The organism is uncultured Fretibacterium sp., assembly GCF_938040765.1.
Classification (GTDB): domain Bacteria; phylum Synergistota; class Synergistia; order Synergistales; family Aminobacteriaceae; genus CAJPSE01.
This window is the reverse complement of the sequence record NZ_CALIAA010000056.1, coordinates 1-16,027: the sequence shown is the minus strand read 5'-3', so window position 1 is coordinate 16,027 and position 16,027 is coordinate 1. Positions and strand designations below refer to the sequence as shown.

At 64.0% G+C, this 16,027-nt stretch carries 16 protein-coding genes; 10 read left to right on the top strand and 6 right to left on the bottom strand.

What is annotated here, in order from left to right:
- Nucleotides 1–103: 103 nt before the first annotated feature.
- The 10 genes from rsmI to Q0176_RS02130 all read left to right on the top strand — a co-directional run bounded on the left by rsmI (nucleotide 104) and on the right by Q0176_RS02130 (nucleotide 9,969).
- Nucleotides 104–940 (top strand): 16S rRNA (cytidine(1402)-2'-O)-methyltransferase, encoded by an 837-nt coding sequence (rsmI, locus tag Q0176_RS02175; protein WP_299298786.1) that lies wholly within the window; start codon nucleotides 104–106, stop codon nucleotides 938–940.
- A 174-nt stretch (nucleotides 941–1,114) separates the two neighbouring features.
- On the top strand, nucleotides 1,115–1,711 hold the full coding sequence (locus Q0176_RS02170) for a YqiA/YcfP family alpha/beta fold hydrolase (protein ID WP_299298784.1): 597 nt from the start codon (nucleotides 1,115–1,117) through the stop codon (nucleotides 1,709–1,711).
- Nucleotides 1,712–1,902: 191 nt separating this feature from the next.
- Nucleotides 1,903–2,697 (top strand): ADP-ribosylglycohydrolase family protein, encoded by a 795-nt coding sequence (locus Q0176_RS02165; RefSeq protein WP_299298782.1) that lies wholly within the window; start codon nucleotides 1,903–1,905, stop codon nucleotides 2,695–2,697.
- A gap of 346 nt (nucleotides 2,698–3,043) precedes the next feature.
- Nucleotides 3,044–4,696, top strand: a complete 1,653-nt coding sequence (locus Q0176_RS02160; RefSeq protein WP_299298781.1) for a phosphoenolpyruvate carboxykinase (ATP) — start codon at nucleotides 3,044–3,046, stop codon at nucleotides 4,694–4,696.
- A gap of 213 nt (nucleotides 4,697–4,909) precedes the next feature.
- A complete protein-coding gene (gene rsxC, locus Q0176_RS02155; protein ID WP_299298778.1) occupies nucleotides 4,910–6,259 on the top strand; it encodes an electron transport complex subunit RsxC in 1,350 nt (449 codons plus the stop codon).
- Entirely contained in the window at nucleotides 6,256–7,236 is a 981-nt protein-coding gene (locus tag Q0176_RS02150; RefSeq protein ID WP_299298775.1) for an RnfABCDGE type electron transport complex subunit D, read from the top strand. Before rsxC ends, Q0176_RS02150 begins: the two co-directional genes overlap by 4 nt.
- A complete protein-coding gene (locus Q0176_RS02145) occupies nucleotides 7,233–7,856 on the top strand; it encodes an RnfABCDGE type electron transport complex subunit G (protein WP_299298773.1) in 624 nt (207 codons plus the stop codon). The genes Q0176_RS02150 and Q0176_RS02145 overlap by 4 nt, the downstream gene beginning before the upstream one ends.
- Nucleotides 7,853–8,563, top strand: a complete 711-nt coding sequence (locus Q0176_RS02140) for an electron transport complex subunit E (RefSeq protein ID WP_299298771.1) — start codon at nucleotides 7,853–7,855, stop codon at nucleotides 8,561–8,563. Before Q0176_RS02145 ends, Q0176_RS02140 begins: the two co-directional genes overlap by 4 nt.
- The gene (gene rsxA / locus Q0176_RS02135) at nucleotides 8,560–9,141 is read left to right on the top strand and encodes an electron transport complex subunit RsxA (protein ID WP_347713497.1); all 582 of its coding nucleotides are present in this window, start codon (nucleotides 8,560–8,562) and stop codon (nucleotides 9,139–9,141) included. Before Q0176_RS02140 ends, rsxA begins: the two co-directional genes overlap by 4 nt.
- Before the next feature lie 18 nt (nucleotides 9,142–9,159).
- A complete protein-coding gene (locus tag Q0176_RS02130; protein WP_299298767.1) occupies nucleotides 9,160–9,969 on the top strand; it encodes an RnfABCDGE type electron transport complex subunit B in 810 nt (269 codons plus the stop codon).
- Nucleotides 9,970–10,097: 128 nt separating this feature from the next.
- Here Q0176_RS02130 and Q0176_RS02125 read toward each other — a convergent pair whose 3' ends face one another.
- The 6 genes from Q0176_RS02125 to Q0176_RS02100 all read right to left on the bottom strand — a co-directional run bounded on the left by Q0176_RS02125 (nucleotide 10,098) and on the right by Q0176_RS02100 (nucleotide 15,800).
- Nucleotides 10,098–10,319 (bottom strand): hypothetical protein, encoded by a 222-nt coding sequence (locus tag Q0176_RS02125; protein WP_299298764.1) that lies wholly within the window; start codon nucleotides 10,317–10,319, stop codon nucleotides 10,098–10,100.
- A gap of 34 nt (nucleotides 10,320–10,353) precedes the next feature.
- Nucleotides 10,354–10,866, bottom strand: a complete 513-nt coding sequence (locus Q0176_RS02120) for a hypothetical protein (protein ID WP_299298761.1) — start codon at nucleotides 10,864–10,866, stop codon at nucleotides 10,354–10,356.
- A gap of 62 nt (nucleotides 10,867–10,928) precedes the next feature.
- Nucleotides 10,929–12,026 carry an FAD:protein FMN transferase gene (locus Q0176_RS02115; protein ID WP_299298758.1) on the bottom strand — a complete coding sequence of 366 codons (1,098 nt, stop codon included), beginning with the start codon at nucleotides 12,024–12,026 and terminating at the stop codon, nucleotides 10,929–10,931.
- Between the two features lie 113 nt (nucleotides 12,027–12,139).
- The gene (locus tag Q0176_RS02110; protein ID WP_299298755.1) at nucleotides 12,140–12,712 is read right to left on the bottom strand and encodes a nitroreductase family protein; all 573 of its coding nucleotides are present in this window, start codon (nucleotides 12,710–12,712) and stop codon (nucleotides 12,140–12,142) included.
- Between the two features lie 124 nt (nucleotides 12,713–12,836).
- The gene (locus Q0176_RS02105) at nucleotides 12,837–13,607 is read right to left on the bottom strand and encodes a uracil-DNA glycosylase family protein (protein WP_299298752.1); all 771 of its coding nucleotides are present in this window, start codon (nucleotides 13,605–13,607) and stop codon (nucleotides 12,837–12,839) included.
- 165 nt (nucleotides 13,608–13,772) lie between these two features.
- Nucleotides 13,773–15,800, bottom strand: coding sequence for an AAA family ATPase (locus Q0176_RS02100; RefSeq protein ID WP_299298749.1), 2,028 nt, complete (start codon nucleotides 15,798–15,800; stop codon nucleotides 13,773–13,775).
- Between the last annotated feature and the right edge of the window lie 227 nt (nucleotides 15,801–16,027).

The following is a 16,027-nucleotide window of genomic DNA, read 5'->3' as shown; positions in this document are numbered from 1 at the left end:
CTTGAGTGGGGGGGTGGGGCGAAGCCCCAGGATTTTGATAAGTGCGGTTTGGGGCGAAGCCCCGAGCTGCTGATTTTTTGTTTTTTGACTGTGGGGGTATTGCATGCCGTTGACACTCGTCCCGACCCCGATCGGCAACCTGGAGGACATCACCCTGCGCGCGCTCCGGGTCCTGCGGAACGCCGACCTCATCGCCTGCGAGGACACCCGGACCTCGTCCGTACTGCTGCGGCGCTATCACATCGCGGCGCCGCTCGTCCCCTTTCATCTTCACAACGAGAAGGAATGCCTGCCGCGGCTGATGGAGGCCCTGCGTGCGGGGAAGAGCGTCGCGGTCGTCAGCGACGCCGGAACCCCGGGGGTCTCCGACCCCGGCTGGATTCTGCTGCGCTCCGCGCTCGACGAGGGGATCGAGGCGGACGTCCTGCCCGGCCCCTCGGCCCTGCTGCCGGCCCTGCTGCTCTCGGGGCTGACGCCGCACCCCTTCCTTTTCCTCGGCTTCCCCCCGGAGAAGCCGGGCGCCCGCGGGGAGCTCTTTCAATCCCTGAGCGGCGTCCCCTGGACGCTCTGTTTCTACATATCCCCGCACAAGGCGGAACGTCAGATTGCGGAGATGGCGGAGGCCTGGGGCGACCGCAGGGCCGCCCTCGTCCGGGAGATCAGCAAGGTCTATCAGGAGTCGATCCGATCCCCCCTTTCGGGCCTGCTCTCCCGGCTCGAACAGGGGCTCAGGGGGGAGATGGTCCTGGTCGTAGAGGGGCACGTCCCGGGGGACGAGGGCGAGGATGCCTGGAAGGCCGAGGCGGACGCGCTGCACGCCGAGGGGGCCACAGTGCGCTCCGCCGTCGAGACCATCGTGGCCCGTCATCCCGTGGCGAAGAACGCCGTGAAGGCGTACCTCTTGAGTTTGAGGAGCCTGAACGGGGACGGGAGCGCATAGGGACCGTTCGGAAAAATTCTTTCCGCACGCGGGGGAGACGCCCGCGTCCTCATGCCCGATAATAAGGGCACGCTTCGCTTTCCGGGGCGAACGGTTCCGCCTTCCGGCGGAAAACGCCCGGAGGAAAATCCCCGTTCAGGACGTCACGCTCAGGATGTTATAAGGAGGCCGGCGATGCTTCTCTACATTCATGGTTATCAGGGTTCCCCGGGGGACAAGTTCGATCGGGTCGTCAGGGTGTTCGGAGGTCTGTACGAGGATATTCGGGCCCCGCAGCTGCGCAACGTGAACGTCGCCTCCGACCTGGCGCAGCTCCGGGAGTCGGTGCCGGAGGAGGACGGGAGGGGCCGTCCCCATCTGTTCGTCGGGAACAGCCTGGGGGGCTTCTACGCCTGGCATCTCTGCCGTCAGAGGACGGACGCCATGTGCCTCCTGATCAATCCCGCCCTTGCCCCGTTCATCCTGCTGAACCGGGAGGAGGGGGCCGCTCCGGACTTTCTGCGGGATCTCCTCCGCTGTTTCTCCGAGAGCTATCTGAACGGCCGTTTTCCACGGACGTGGGCGGCCTATTGCCTGGACGACGAGGTGATTGGACATGGAGAGACCACGGTCCCCATCCTGAGGCCTGTCGGGGGACGGAGTGAGACGGGTGCGGTTCTGATCCCCGTCGAGCGGGGCGGGCACGGCTTCACGGACACGAAGGCCCTGGAGGCGGTATTCGACCAGGTCCGGCAGGATATCGAAGATTCCTTCGGTCCCGGGAAATCGTAAGTAACTCCAATTCTGAATCGTTCGTAGGCAGTCAAGGTGGATCTTCTGTTTACGTCGACAACGCGGTAACTGTACCGCGTGTCGACGTAAGCGACCGACACGCCATTCAAGACCTGCCGGTCTTGAAGAGGCAGTCGTCTGCTTAAACGCAGCATACGAAGATTCAGAATTGAAATAAGGGGGGCTTGCAGATGATTGGAGCTATCGTTGGAGATATCGTGGGGTCGGTCTACGAGTGGGACAACATCAAGACGAAGGAATTTCCGTTTTTCAGGCCGGATTGTTTCTTCACGGACGATACGGTCATGACCTGTGCCGTGTACCAGGCGATACGGGAGTTCAAGGACGGTTCCGCGGCCGACCTCGACCGCGCCCTGACGGAGACGATGCAGCTTTTCGGCCGGCGCTATCCGGGCCGGGGGTATGGCGGACATTTCAAGATGTGGCTCTCGTCCGGGGCCCCGCGTCCCTACAACAGCTTCGGCAACGGGGCGGCCATGAGGGTATCCGCGGCCGGCTTCCTGGCGGAGAGCCTCGAGGAGGCCCGGGCGTTGGCCAGGTCCTCCGCCGGGGTGACGCACAATCATCCCGAGGGGATCAAGGGGGCGGTGGCGACGGCCGAGGGTATTTTTCTGGCGCGCGGCGGGGCCTCCCTTGCCGAGATCCGTTCCGCGCTCTCGGCCTATTACGACCTGGACTTCACGCTCGACGCCATCAGGCCCGACTATGAGTTCGACGTGACCTGCCAGGGGACCGTGCCTCAGGCCGTCGTCGCCTTCCTGGAGTCCGAGGGGTTCGAGGACGCCATCCGCAACGCCATCTCGATCGGCGGCGACAGCGACACCCTCGCCGCGATAACGGGCAGTCTGGCCGAGGGATTCTATGGCGTGCCCGACCCCATTCGCCGGCATGCTCTGAGCATCCTGGACGACGGGCTCAGGTCCCTCGCCCTCACGTTTCCGGAGCCCCGGAAGCCCCGCCCCTGACAGCAGGGACGGGGCATTTCCCTGTCGAATCGTTTATGAGCCCTTTTTACACCTCCTCTCATCCCCTGCCGTTGCCTTTGGCGTGACAATCCGGCAACTGTAAATCCAAGTTCCCTTATCCTGTCCTCTTTCCCGCCCCTCCTACTGCCTGACGGGGGGCAGGACAACGTGCTCGATCCTCCCCCGCCCCTCCGTCATGAAGCCGTCGCGGCCTGCGGATTCGGGGCGGAGATTGAGCGGATCGCGAATGGGGAGTAGAATAAAAAATTGTTGAAACGCTCGATGCAGGTTGTGGGTTTGTATCGGATCGCCGGTGGCGGATCGATGGAACAGAGGAGGAATGAGGATGTCGACGATAGGGGCGTACGATGCGGAGCGCTTCGGTAAGGTGAACCGAACTCCGGTCCGTACGACGATAGAGACCCTGTTTTACGGAAACAACGTGAAACGGGTGCGCGACCTGCGGGAGGCCTATGCCCTCGCAAAGGACAGCCCGGGGACGGTGGAGCTGACGGGCATGCCCGTCTTTCGGCCGGAGGATCTGGAGCTGCCCGCGGACGCCAACGTGCTGCTCTTCAACGACGGTGCGGTGTTCGGCAGGACGGCCGCGGCGCGGCGCATCGTGGGGTATCCCGACGTCGACGTCGCCGCGATGGCGGGCGTGGTGCGCGAGGCGGTCTACGGGATGCGCTACCGCAGAGTCTACACGGCGGACGCCTACGTAGGGCTGGAGGAGGACTTCATGGTGAAGGCCCACCTGGCCCTGCCCCAGGGTTTCGAGAACAATCTCTACAGCTGGATGTTCAACTTCCAGCACGACAACGTCCGGTATCGGGAGATGTACGCCCGGTCGCGCCGGGTCTCCGACGTCGACGGGGACATCTTCATCTTCGCGGACCCCGATTGGACGCATCCCGACTACCCGCTGGGCTTGGCGTTCTTCTCGCCGGAGGAGAACTGCGCCGCCGTGCTGGGGCTGCGCTACTTCGGCGAGCTCAAGAAGGGGACCCTGACCCTGGCATGGGGGATAGCCTCCCGCAACGGCTACGCCTCCTGCCATGGCGGGCTCAAGCGCTATTCCATGAAGGGGGGCAAAAAATTCGTCCTGGCGGCCTTCGGCCTGTCGGGCTCGGGCAAGTCCACCATCACGCACGCGGCGCACGGCGGCAAATACGACATCACGGTGCTGCATGACGACGCCTTCGTCGTCAACGTCCGCGACAAGTACGCCATAGCGCTCGAACCCTCGTACTTCGACAAGGTCCAGGACTATCCCATCGGCTGCGAGGCCAACAAGTACCTGGTGACGATGCAGAACTGCGGGGTCACGGTCACGGCGGACGGCCGGACGATCGCCGTCACCGAGGACGTGCGAAACGGCAACGGGCGGGCCATGAAGTCGCGCCTGTGGTCGCCCAACCGCATCGACCGCATCGACGAGCCGCTGAACGCCATCTTCTGGCTGATGCGCGACCCCACCATTCCGCCGGTCCTGAAGCTGGAGGGGCCGTCCCTGGCCTCCGTGATGGGGGCGACCCTCGCCACGAAGCGGACGACCGCGGAACGCCTCGCCCCCGGCGTGGACCCCAACGCGCTGGTCTGCGAGCCCTACGCCAATCCCTTCCGCACCTATCCTCTGGGCATGGACTACGAACGGTTCAAGCGTCTGATCGAGGACGGCGTGTCCTGCTACGTCCTCAACACGGGGGATTTCATGGGGACGAAGGTGAAGCCCGCCCACACGCTGTCGATCCTCGAGGCCATCGTGGAGGACAGGGCGAACTGGGTTCCCTTCGGCAACTTCTCGGGGATGAGAACGCTGGAGCTTCCCGACTTCAAGATCGATACGCAGGACGAGTCCTATCGCGGCCAGCTCCGAGCGCGCTTCCAGGACCGGCTGAACTTCGTCGTCTCCCGCGAGACGGAGCGCGGGGGCATGGACAGGCTGCCGGATGACGCCCGGGAGGCTCTGGAACGGGCCGTGGCCGAGATGAGCTGAAGCACGATACCCGAAATCCGATAACCGAAGTATGATACCCGGAATTTTCTGAGTTGTATTATAATGAGGTCATTCGAGCCGACGGTTTCCCCTGGCTGTCGGCATTTTTTCCTGTAGGCCGGGGAACGGTGCCGGGGGTGAGCTTTGGGGAAGACGGGGGAGAGCCGCTTATTCCAGTTCCATTGACAGTTCCATTTCGAGGGGAGTTTTAAAATGAGATTGCCGACGTTCAAGGGGGGAATTCATCCGCCCGACGGGAAATCCCTGACGGCGGAGAAGGCCGTTGAAGTTCTGTCCCCCAAGGGGGATTTGGTCTATCCGCTGTCCCAGCATCTGGGGGCGCCCTGCGCCCCTCTCGTCCAGCGGGGGGACCGTGTTCTGTTGGGGCAGAAGATTGCGGACACCGATGCCTTCGTCTCCGCACCGATTCTGGCGAGCGTCTCCGGAACGGTGAAGGAGATCGGGTTCCGGATGACGATTCCGGGCAGCTTCGAGACGTGCATCGTCGTCGAGAACGACGGGCAGTACGAACACGCTCCGACGCTGCTGGAGGATCTGGGGCGAAAGCCCGAGCGCGGGGACTACCTCAAGCTCATCCGGGCTGCCGGTATCGTCGGGATGGGAGGAGCCTGTTTCCCAACTCACGTCAAGCTGTCGCCCCCGGAGGGGCGCGTCATCCGATGGGTGATCGTGAACGGCGCGGAGTGCGAGCCCTTCCTTAACTGCGACAACCGCCTGATGCTGGAGCGTCCCGAGCCCATCATCGAGGGGCTCGAGCTCTGTCTGGAGCTCTTCCCCGACGCGAAGGGCATCATCGCCGTCGAGGAGAACAAGCCCAGGAGTATTGAACGGCTTGAGGGCGAGCTGTCCGAACACGACGGCTCGCGCATTCGCGTGATGCCCCACGCGGTCAAGTACCCGCAGGGCGCGGAGAAGATGCTGATCTGGTCCGTCACGGGCCAGGAGATCCCTCCCGGGGCCCTGCCCGCGGACGTGGGCTGCATCATCCTGAACGTCCGGACGCTCTATCACATCTGGCTTGCCCTCACACAGGGGATCCCCGTTATGGACCGTATCGTCTCGGTCACCGGCGACGTGATCTCCAACCCCAAGAACCTGCAGGTCCCGCTGGGGACCCCGGTTCGGGAGCTCGTCGAGGCCGCGGGCGGCTTTACGGAGGATCCGGTGAAGGTCCTGGCCGGAGGCCCCATGATGGGCATTTCCATGCGCTCCCTGGACGTTCCCGTGGTCAAGGGGACGTCCGGCATCCTGGCGCTCTCGTCCCGTTCGGCCGTGCTGCCTGTCGAGTCCAACTGTCTGCGCTGCGGGCGCTGCGTTACGGCCTGTCCGATGCACCTCGTCCCTTCGGATCTGGACCGTGCGGTGCGCCGCAGGGACTACACCGGGTTCGAGCGTGCCGGCGGCCTGAACTGCATCGAGTGCGGCTGCTGCACCTACGACTGTCCCGCCTCGCGGTGCCTCACTCAGACCTGCCGCGACGGCAAGGCGGCCGTGATGGCCGAACGCAGAAAGCAAGCACAAAAGGGGGCGCAGAAGAAATGACCGAACGTTTTGCAGTGGGCAGCTCTCCCCATATCCATGCTCCCCTCGATACGCGAAAGATCATGGCGTGGGTCCTCGTCTCGCTCCTGCCGGCCGGGGCCGCGGGGGTCTGGTTCCTGGGGGCCTCCTCGCTTGCGGTGATCGCCACCTGCGTGATCGTCTGCGTGGGGTCGGAGTTCCTCTGGCAGCGGCTTGCGGGGCAGCGCGTGACGGTCTCCGACCTCTCGGCGGCGGTGACGGGTCTGCTCCTGGCCTACAACCTGCCGCCCACCATCCCGCTGTGGATGGCCGCCTGCGGCTCCGTCTTCGCCATCGTGCTGGTCAAGCAGTTCTTTGGCGGGCTGGGCGGCAACATCGTCAATCCGGCCCTCGCGGCCCGTGCCATGATGCTGATCTCCTGGCCCGTGGCCATGACGACCTGGACCGTACAGGGCGTCAGCGGCGCGACGCCCCTGGCCTTCCTGAAGGGAATGAGTTCCGCGGCCGCCGTGTCTCAGGCCATGAGCGCGGCAACGGAGACCGCGTCCTCGACCTCTCCGGCTCTACACTCCCTCTGGAACCTCTTCATCGGCAACGTGGGCGGCTGCATCGGGGAGACCTCGGCCGCCGCGCTCCTGCTGGGAGGGGCCGTCCTGATCTGGAGGGGAATCATCTCCTGGCGGATCCCCGTCGTCTACATCGCCACGGTAGCGGTGCTGTCGCTGGCGTTCGGGCGCGCCGGGGGACCTCTCTACGAGGTTTTGGTCGGCGGCCTGATGCTGGGGGCCTTCTTCATGGCCACGGACTACACCACGTCGCCCATGACGGCGAGGGGGCAGTTCGTCTTCGCCGCCGGGTGCGGCCTGCTGACGGCTCTCATCCGGACCTTCGGCGGCTACCCCGAGGGGGTCTCCTATTCCATTTTGATCATGAACCTGACCGTTCCCCTGATCGACAGGCTGACGGTCCCCAGAATTTTGGGGGAGGCGAGAAGATGACGGACGCTGCCGAGATGATGCCGACACCGGAAAAATCCCCGTTCGGAAACCTGCTGGGCAAGTCGCTGTACCTGGGGGGCACCCTGTTCCTCGTTACCGCCGTGACGGGGCTTATCCTGGGGCTCGTTCAATGGGCGACGGCCGACGCGATCCGCGCGGCACAGGAGAAGGAGAAGGCTCTGGCCCTCATGGCCGTGATGCCCGATGCCGAGAGTTTCAAGCCCATGGACCCGGCCCCCGGGGCCGGCTCCGTGCTGGGTGTCGAGGAGGGGCTGAAGGGGAGCGAGACGGTGGGGCATTGCATCACCGTGACCTCCAAGGGATACGGAGGTCCCATCGAGATCGTCGTGGGGGTGACGAAGGGCGGGGCCGTCCGGGCCATCCGGATCCTCAAGCAGTCGGAGACGCCGGGTCTGGGGGCCAAGGCGCCGGAACCGTTTTTCTCCGGCCAGTTCGAGAACAGGGAGCGGCTGCCCCTGAACGTGGTCAAGCAGACGCCTTCCGCGCCCAATGAAATTCAGGCGATCTCCGGCGCCACCATCACATCCTCCGCGGTGACCGCCGGGGTAAACGCCGCGGTGGACTACTGGAAGCGGAATATCGAGGGGGGCCTGAAATGACAAATCCGCTGAAAATCGTGACCAACGGGATCCTGAACGAGAACCCGACCTTCGTCCAGTGTATCGGGCTGTGTCCGACGCTCGCCGTGTCCACCAGCGTCATGAACGGCATGGGCATGGGGGTCGCCGCGATGTTCGTCCTGATCGCCTCCAACGCTGCCATCTCCCTTCTGCGCAGGGGGGTTCCCGAGGAGATACGCATCCCGATCTTCATCGTCGTCATCGCGGGGTTCGTCACCGTCATCCAGTTCCTGATGGCGGGCTTTGCCCCCGAACTCAACAGGGCGCTGGGCATTTTTATCCCGTTGATCGTCGTCAACTGCATCATTCTGGCGCGCGCCGAGGCGTTCGCGTTCAAGAACGGCGTCCTGGCCTCCGCGTTGGACGGGCTGGGCATGGGGCTGGGCTTCACCGCCGCCCTGACCTTCCTGGGCTCGATCCGGGAGTTTCTGGGGAACGGATCCCTCTTCAACGTGCCCGTCGCCCCCGCGGGCTTCCAGCCCGCCCTCCTGATCGTGCTCGCCCCCGGCGGCTTCATCGTGCTGGGGGTCTGCATGGCGGGATTCCGCGCCCTCCAGGCCTGGTGGGCCGAACGCCGTGGCCGACCCCGGCCGGAGGCTCCGCTCGGCTGTTCCGGCTGCGCCATGAGCGCGGTCTGCGGCGCCGGTGAGCCCGAGGCCGCCGCAGAGGAAGGGGGCAAGGCCTGATGGATCTGCTGCTGCTCTTCGTCAGCTCCATATTCATCCACAACATCCTGTTGTCGCGCTTCCTGGGGTGCTGTCCCTTCATGGGCGTCTCCACCAAGCTGGAGACGGCCAGGGGCATGGGGTTGGCCGTGGTGTTCGTCATCATGCTCTCGTCCCTGATGACGTGGCTGGTCTATCACTACGTGCTCGTGCCCCTGCACCTGGAGTATCTCTATACGCTGTCGTTCATCCTCGTGATCGCGGCCCTGGTGCAGTTCGTCGAGCTGGCGCTGAAGAAGCTGAACCCGGGGCTCTACAAGTCGCTGGGGATATTCCTGCCCCTGATCACGACCAACTGCGCGGTCCTGGGCGTCGCCGTCATCAACATGAACGAGAACTACACCCTGGCCCAGTCGCTCGTCAACGCGCTCGGCTCCTCTCTCGGCTTCCTGCTCGCCATCACCCTGATGGCGGGGATACGGGAACGCCTGGACCAGAACGACGCCATTCCCAAGTGTTTGAGGGGCCTGCCCCTTGCGCTCGTCACCGCCGGGCTGATGTCCATCGCCTTCATGGGCTTCAGCGGCATGGTCAAGTAGCCGGGAGGGGGGACGAATATGGACTTCATGTACGTTTTGTTCTATCCCACGGCGCTGATGGGGGCTTTGGGGCTGGTCTTCGGCGTGCTGCTGGCCATGGCTTCCGTGGCCTTCTTCGTCAAGCCGGACATTCGGGTCCAGCTGATCCGTGAGGCCCTGCCCGGCGCCAACTGCGGAGGATGCGGCTACCCCGGGTGCGACGGCTATGCGGAGGGCGTCGTGGCCGACGGGGCGAAGACGAACCTCTGTTCCGTCGGCGGCTCCGAGGTCGCGGCGCGCATAGCGGAGATCATGGGGGTACAGGCCGAGGAGACCGTTCCCATGCGCGCTTTCCTGAAGTGCAAGGGGACCCCGGAGCGTTCTCCGCGCACGGTCCTCTACAGCGGCATCCAGGACTGCCGTTCGGCGGCCATCCTGCCCGGCGGGTCCCCCAACGCCTGCCCCTTCGGCTGCATGGGGTTCGGCACCTGCGTCAAGGTCTGCGCCTTCGGGGCTCTCTCCATCGTGGATGGGCTGGCCACGGTGGACGCGTCGAAGTGCACGGGCTGCGGCGCCTGTGTCGCCGTCTGCCCGAAGTCCGTACTGACGCTGATCCCCAAGAGGGAAAACGTCGCCGTGGCCTGCAACTCCCACTGGAAGGGGCCGATGGTCAAGAAGGTGTGCAGCATCGGCTGCATCGGCTGCGGACTCTGCGCCAAGGTCTGCCCGGCGACCGCCATCACGATGGACCGCGACCTCGCGGTCATCGATCCGGAGAAGTGCGTGAACTGCGGCACGTGCGTCGCCAAGTGCCCGTCGAAGTGCATCGACTCCATGCCCGCCTGCTGAAGCCGCCGAGGAGCCGGGCACATCCAAGCCCCGGCCATGTGATGAAGTGAGAGAAGCATAAACGCAGACAGGGGTAAGCGCCCCTGTCTGCGTTTTTTACCCGGAGAATGGCGAGCCCGGGAAAGGCCCTACCGTTCCCGCAGCGCTTCGCTCACGTAGATGCGGAAGGGATCCAGACAATACTCGGTCACCCGCTTGCGCCGCGTTTTGCTCTCCGCCGTCGCCGCCATGCCCGTAATGAGCGATGTCCTTCTGGCCTCGACGACGAGGCCGTCCCGGTCCGTCGACAGGAGAACCCTATCGAGCAGTCCGCGCTGCCGTTCCCGTAAAGCCTGTTGAATCCTACTCATCCGTAATTTTCTGTTGCGGCTGAGAAGTTTTCGACTATTCGACCAGGAACGTCGCCCAATAAAAGACGAAGACAAAGCTAAGCCCAAACAGGGCACGGGTAAGAAAAAGGAAGTAATCTCCCAGTGCGGATTCCGTCATAAGGGAGTTGTTGAGGGTGACGAACCGGAACATGCTGAAGCACAGCGTACAGACGGCAGGGATGGCGAGCTTGTAAGTCAGGATGGCGACATGAGTATTTTTCTGACGAAGCTGCAGGGTTCGTTCGTCGAAACGCAGAAACAGAAAGGCCGCCCAGGCAAATGCCCAAAAGACACATGTCACGCCGAACAAATAAAGCCGGGATTCGTTGAACAGCCCGGAAATGTTGAACGCACCCGCCGTAATGACGCTCGCAACGAGGGTGGAGACAACGGCAACGACGATCCGCCGACGGGAGAGGTACCCCAAAACGCCGTTTTCGCGGCGGGAGCCCGGCGCATTCCACGCCTTGTCGTCGTCCGGGTCCAGGCGATTCTGCGGCTGAACGCGCGGTCGATTGATGTTCAAGGTTATCGTCTCCTCTCGTTTTCCGAAAATCCCCCCGTCGAACGGAGACGGGAAGGGGCGGCTCAGAAAAAATGAACGGTCAGCGACGGATCGGTCGTCCTCAGCCGACCCTCCAGGTTTCGGGTCGCCAGGATTTCGACGCCCTCGTCCTCCTCGAGGATGAGGATGGCCCCAAGCTCCGGCCTGTCCTCCAGAAACTTGAAAGCCCGGTCCGCCCCCATCACCATGAAGGCCGTCGCCAGCGCGTCGGCCAGAGTTCCGTCCGGCGTGACGAGGGTGGCGGAGAGCATGGCGTTGCGGACGGGATAGCCCGTCGAGGGATCGAAGAAGTGGGAGTAGCGGACCCCGTCGATGATCTTAAAGCGTTCGTAGGTGCCGGACGTGACGACGGCGGCATCCGTGACGGACAGGACCGCGATGGGAGCCCCCCTGGTGTCCTTGGGGTTGCGGATGCCGATGTTCCAGGGGGCCCCACCGGGCTGGGACCCCACGGCATAGACGTTGCCCCCCAGATCGATCAGGGCGGACCTCACCCCCCGCGCTCGGAAGAGGTTGGCCAGCCGCAGGGATGCGTACCCCTTGGCGATGCCCCCCAGATCCAGCATGCAGCCCTTCCGCCGCAGACGGACCCTGTCGGGGCTCAGCATCTCCAGGTTCTCGACTTGGGTCAGAGGAAGCAGTTCATCCACGCTCGCCGGATCGGGGAGTCGGAACCGCATGCGGGCATCGGCGTCCGCGCTCTCCGCGTCGGAGGGCATCTGCCGGTTGATCTTCCAGAGTTTCGTCAAAGGGCCCACCAGAGGGTTGAACACCCCGTCCGTCAGGGCACAGATACTCCGGGCATCCTCGATGACGGCAAACACGTCGGGGGACACAGCCTCGGGTTCGGCGCCCGCGGCATCGTTGATGCGCGCGATCGCGGAATCCTTCTGAAAGAGGGAAAGCTGGTCGTTCAGGGAGTCCAGAAGAAGAAAGGACTCGTCCAGCACCTTCTCGGGCTCCTTCCCCTCCCCCGTCACGGAGATGCGGATCATGGTGTTCATGGAGGTTCCATCCTTCGACAGCGTATGGACCTCCCTCGGGAACAGCCGTCCCCTGGCAAGGGCCGCCGCAAGAATCAACAGAACGCCCACGGCAACGCTCAGGCGCATTTTATTCATGGTTTCATTCCCATCTTTCCTTCCGCGCGCTCCCGCCCCGTCATCTCAATGGAGGCAGGCCGCTGTGCCGCTTCAAGGCCCCGAGCGCACCCGGTCGGCGAGTGAAAAAGTGCCTACCGGACGATCCTCACGCGCGCGGAGATATCCTCTCCTCCCTTTGGCTCGGGGTGAGTGACGATGCCTCCAAAGGGCATCTCAGCCAATAAAACCCAGGAATCCGGAAGGCCGAACAATTCTTTTACGGCGGAATCGATGACGGGATTATAGTGCTGTATGTTGGCCCCGACGTTCCGCTCGCGGAGCGCCGTCCACAGGGACAGCTGCAGCATGGCGTTCGCATGATTCGCCCAGACGGGGAAGTTCTCGGCGTAACGCGGAAACTGTTCCTGCATGCCTCGGACCACGTCATTGTCGTAGAAATACAAAAGAGTCCCCGCGGCGGCCTTAAATCCGTCGACCTTCTTCCTTTCGACCGCGCCGCCAAAGGCATCGTAGACCGCATCCCACAATGCGTCCTGCATCCTGCCGAGGGCGACGGCGACCCGGGCGCTTTTCATGTTGAACGCGTCCGGAACCAGCTCGGTCACCTGACGGACCAGGGCCTCGACCTCTGCCTCCGGAACGGGAAGGTTCTTATCGAGAGCGTAAATGCTTCGGCGGTCCGCCAGCGCTTGAATCATGCCCATGAGTTTTCCCCTCCAAGCAATATTTTCCTTTTCATTTCTGCGCCCACCATGACGGCAGGCGGCTCGCTTATCATACCACCTTGCCGCTTCGGGCGAGAGGAATCGTTTGTCGCTCCATCAGAAATTACCCTGTCCAGACCCCGGCGTCGAGCAGCTGCCGCGCCGCCGTTCCGGGCCAGTCCCTGTTGCTCAGGGGCGAGGCCGGGCTGGGATGCAGGATCCTCACGATCTCGACATCCGCACCCGAAAGGTCCTCCCGGGCCCGTGTCTCGGCGAAGGCCCCGATGCCCACCAGAAAACGGGGCCGGAGCGCCGCCACGACCGCACGCAGGTGGACGTCGCACGCGGCGTAGAGCGCACGGCGCTCGCCGGCCGGCAGTTTGTCGGGGGTGAGGTTTCGCCCTCCCTCCGTGCCGTTCCGGCGCGGGGACGCGGCGATGAAGAGCAGCGGACAGTAGTTGACGACGAGGTGGTCGGCGAAGAAGGCCTCCGGCGTCCCGAAACGCTCCTGGAAAAGGCCCCACAGCCTTTGGCCGCTGACCTCGGACCGTCTGCAGGCCAGCCCCTCCACCGGGTACTGCGGGTGCTCGTCCGGGGGGCGTCCCGTGGGGACGGCGATGCGCATCCAGTCCCGCACGGCCGTGACCTCGCCGAAGGGAACGCCCGTCTGGGCCATGCCCCACGGGCCGGGGTTCATCCCCAGGAAGAGCGTGCGCTTCGGGGCCGAACCGTAACGCTCCACATAGGCCCTGAAGGCGTTCCAGGCGTAATCCAGGGGATTGTAGACGCACGCGACCGGAGCGGAGAAGCGCAGGGCGTCCATCGCCTTTCTCAGCTGTTCCGCGGCGTCCAGCTGGGCTCGGACGGCGGCGTCCATGGTTCGATCGGGCGGCAAAACGATCACTCCTCGCGGGGACATTCCATTTTAAGAACGGGGCCTTCGCCCCGTTCATTCATACCCTCCATTTTACAGCAGCTCTCCCTTGCCCGCCGGGCGGGCGGTTTCCTCCGTGAGGCGTCCTGCAACCGGAACTTGGGGGCGCGTAGAACAGGGCCGGGTTCAGTGAAAGCCGAAGATGCGGCGGTGCTGGGCCTGTGCCTCCGGAGCGAAGTCCTCGGCCAGGAGGGCTTTCAGTTCCGCATCCGTCGTCTTGTCGGCCGGGAGGTGCACCAGACGCGACGCCTGGCGCATCATGGCCCGCTCCACAAGGTTCCGCACGAACCGGCCGTTGCCGAAATCGGGCGTACTCAAAGCGGCCTCCAGCAGGCTGCGGGCCTGTTCCTCGGCTTTCGCGCCGAGTGATCGGCACTTCTTTCTGACGACAAGCCGAAGGATCTCCATCAGCTCGTCCGCCGTGTAGTCGGGGAAATCGACGTGAAACGCCACGCGGCTCCTCAGGCCGGGGTTGCGCTCCACGAACTCCCGCATCCGGTCGGGATATCCGGCGAAGACCACCACCGTCTCGTCCCGTGCGTTCTCCATCTCCTGGACGATCGTGTTGATCGCCTCGTCGCCGTAGAGCCCGTCGCGATCCTCCACCAGCGAGTACGCCTCGTCGATGAAGAGCACCGAGCCCTTGGCCGCCTTGAACTTCTTTTTAACGAGCGGCGCGGTCCATCCCACGTACTTGCCCACCAGATCGCTCCGCCCGACCTCCACCAGGCCGCCCGAGGAGAGCAACCCGTTGTCCTTCATGATGCGGGCCATGAGGCGCGCCACGGTCGTCTTGGCCGTGCCGGGGTTTCCGGCAAAGACCATGTGCATTGAGGGCCGCTCCGTGCCGATCCCCCTGCCCGCAAACAGCTTCTGGGCCTTGTGGAAGTCGATGGCCTGAAGGATCACCTCCTTGACCGACCGGAGGCCGGGCATCTCCATCAAGTCCTTATAGGCGTCGCCCTTCGGCTTTTTCGCCCGGTTCTCCGACTTGGCGGAGAGCTCCCGGTACTGGGGGTGGAGCTCCGTCCTCAGGTAGCTGTCGTACCAGCGGTCGAACAGCTTGTTGAGGTCGGTGCTGAGGTACCCGGACTCCTCGCGGGGCAGGCTTTTGAGGAGAGACCGGCAGTCCTCGATGCCGTTTTTCGCGGCGAGGCGCTTCAGGTACCCCCGGGCCTCCCGGGTGAATACGAGCTCCTCGTCCAGCCTGACGAACGTGAGGCCGTGGAGTTCTTCCATCAACTGCTCGTACAGTTTGGACTCCGAGCGCCCCATCTCCAGGATGGTCAGGGTCCCGCGGCGGAACTCGCGAATCCTCGACGCGACGGAGGCGACGAGCTCGAAGGAGGCGTCGGCGTGTCCGGACTCCTCTCCTCTGTCCTCCAGGGAGAACGCTATCGCCAGGGCGCAGCCCAGCTGCGACTGGTAGAGCTCCTTCAGCTTGTCCTCGTAAAAGCATTCGAGCAGGCCGCCGTCGACGCTGCGCGTCAGGGTGCAGTAGCGCCGCCCCATCAGGCGCCCCCTCTGGAGGAGGGAACGCAGCAGCAGCTCCCGGACGGAGCGGCGAACCTGAGGATCGTCCGACACGATGACGTAGTGGACCGGGTTCCCCTGAAAACGGTCCGGGGAGCGTTCGTCGAAGATCCGCTCGATCTCGGGGAGAAGGGAGGCGCTGCACAGCAGCCGCTTCGCCTCGGCGATGGCCTCGCTCTTCGTGCAGGGGGTATCGAGCAGCACCTCCTCGCACTCCGACTCCGTGCAGGCTTTGATGAACGCCATGCCCAGGTCGGTTTTGTAATTGTCGTCGTCTTCGATGTAGTCGTTCCTGTCCGCCAGGTTGAGCATCCGGGAAAAATCCCCGGCGGTGATCTCCCGGGTATCGAGGATTTTCCCCTTGAGCCGGGTTTGAGCGCGAAACTCCTCGAAGGCCTCCGCGAGATCCCGGCGGTTCATCGAGACGGCGTCCACGAACAGGGCGGCGCCGATGGAGACGTTTCGGTCCTCGAAGTCCGAGATGAAGAAGGCGATCGTCCCCTTCGTCCTCGCGTTGGCGTCCGCCGTCAGGGCCTTGAGACGGGATCGCACGCGCCTTGACTGCCGATCGCCGCTCTCCAGGGCCTTCTCACTCTCAAATTCAATCTTGTAGAACAGCATCGTCGTCCTCCCGTTCTTTCATAAAGGTATTCAGGCCGTTGGGAACAATCCATTGAGAATAATCCACTGGGAGCAACCCATCGGGAACGATCCGTCGGAATCTTTCGTGTGCGTGGTTGTCTGTCTCTGGCGCGGCGCGTCTCTTCCATTATCGGGCATAGGGGGCGTGGCGTCCCGTCGGCTTCAGGAAAAAATTTTTCCGGATGAGCGGCGAACGGTTACGAAGG

Excerpts from the sequence above, each read along its gene's own strand:
- rsmI (WP_299298786.1), top strand. The coding sequence starts at position 104 with ATGCCGTTGACACTCGTCCCGACCCCGATCGGCAACCTGGAGGACATC.
- Q0176_RS02170 (WP_299298784.1), top strand. The coding sequence starts at position 1,115 with ATGCTTCTCTACATTCATGGTTATCAGGGTTCCCCGGGGGACAAGTTC.
- Q0176_RS02165 (WP_299298782.1), top strand. The coding sequence starts at position 1,903 with ATGATTGGAGCTATCGTTGGAGATATCGTGGGGTCGGTCTACGAGTGG.
- Q0176_RS02160 (WP_299298781.1), top strand. The coding sequence starts at position 3,044 with ATGTCGACGATAGGGGCGTACGATGCGGAGCGCTTCGGTAAGGTGAAC.
- rsxC (WP_299298778.1), top strand. The coding sequence starts at position 4,910 with ATGAGATTGCCGACGTTCAAGGGGGGAATTCATCCGCCCGACGGGAAA.
- Q0176_RS02150 (WP_299298775.1), top strand. The coding sequence starts at position 6,256 with ATGACCGAACGTTTTGCAGTGGGCAGCTCTCCCCATATCCATGCTCCC.
- Q0176_RS02145 (WP_299298773.1), top strand. The coding sequence starts at position 7,233 with ATGACGGACGCTGCCGAGATGATGCCGACACCGGAAAAATCCCCGTTC.
- Q0176_RS02140 (WP_299298771.1), top strand. The coding sequence starts at position 7,853 with ATGACAAATCCGCTGAAAATCGTGACCAACGGGATCCTGAACGAGAAC.
- Q0176_RS02130 (WP_299298767.1), top strand. The coding sequence starts at position 9,160 with ATGGACTTCATGTACGTTTTGTTCTATCCCACGGCGCTGATGGGGGCT.
- Q0176_RS02125 (WP_299298764.1), bottom strand. The coding sequence starts at position 10,319 with ATGAGTAGGATTCAACAGGCTTTACGGGAACGGCAGCGCGGACTGCTC.
- Q0176_RS02115 (WP_299298758.1), bottom strand. The coding sequence starts at position 12,026 with ATGAATAAAATGCGCCTGAGCGTTGCCGTGGGCGTTCTGTTGATTCTT.
- Q0176_RS02110 (WP_299298755.1), bottom strand. The coding sequence starts at position 12,712 with ATGGGCATGATTCAAGCGCTGGCGGACCGCCGAAGCATTTACGCTCTC.
- Q0176_RS02100 (WP_299298749.1), bottom strand. The coding sequence starts at position 15,800 with ATGCTGTTCTACAAGATTGAATTTGAGAGTGAGAAGGCCCTGGAGAGC.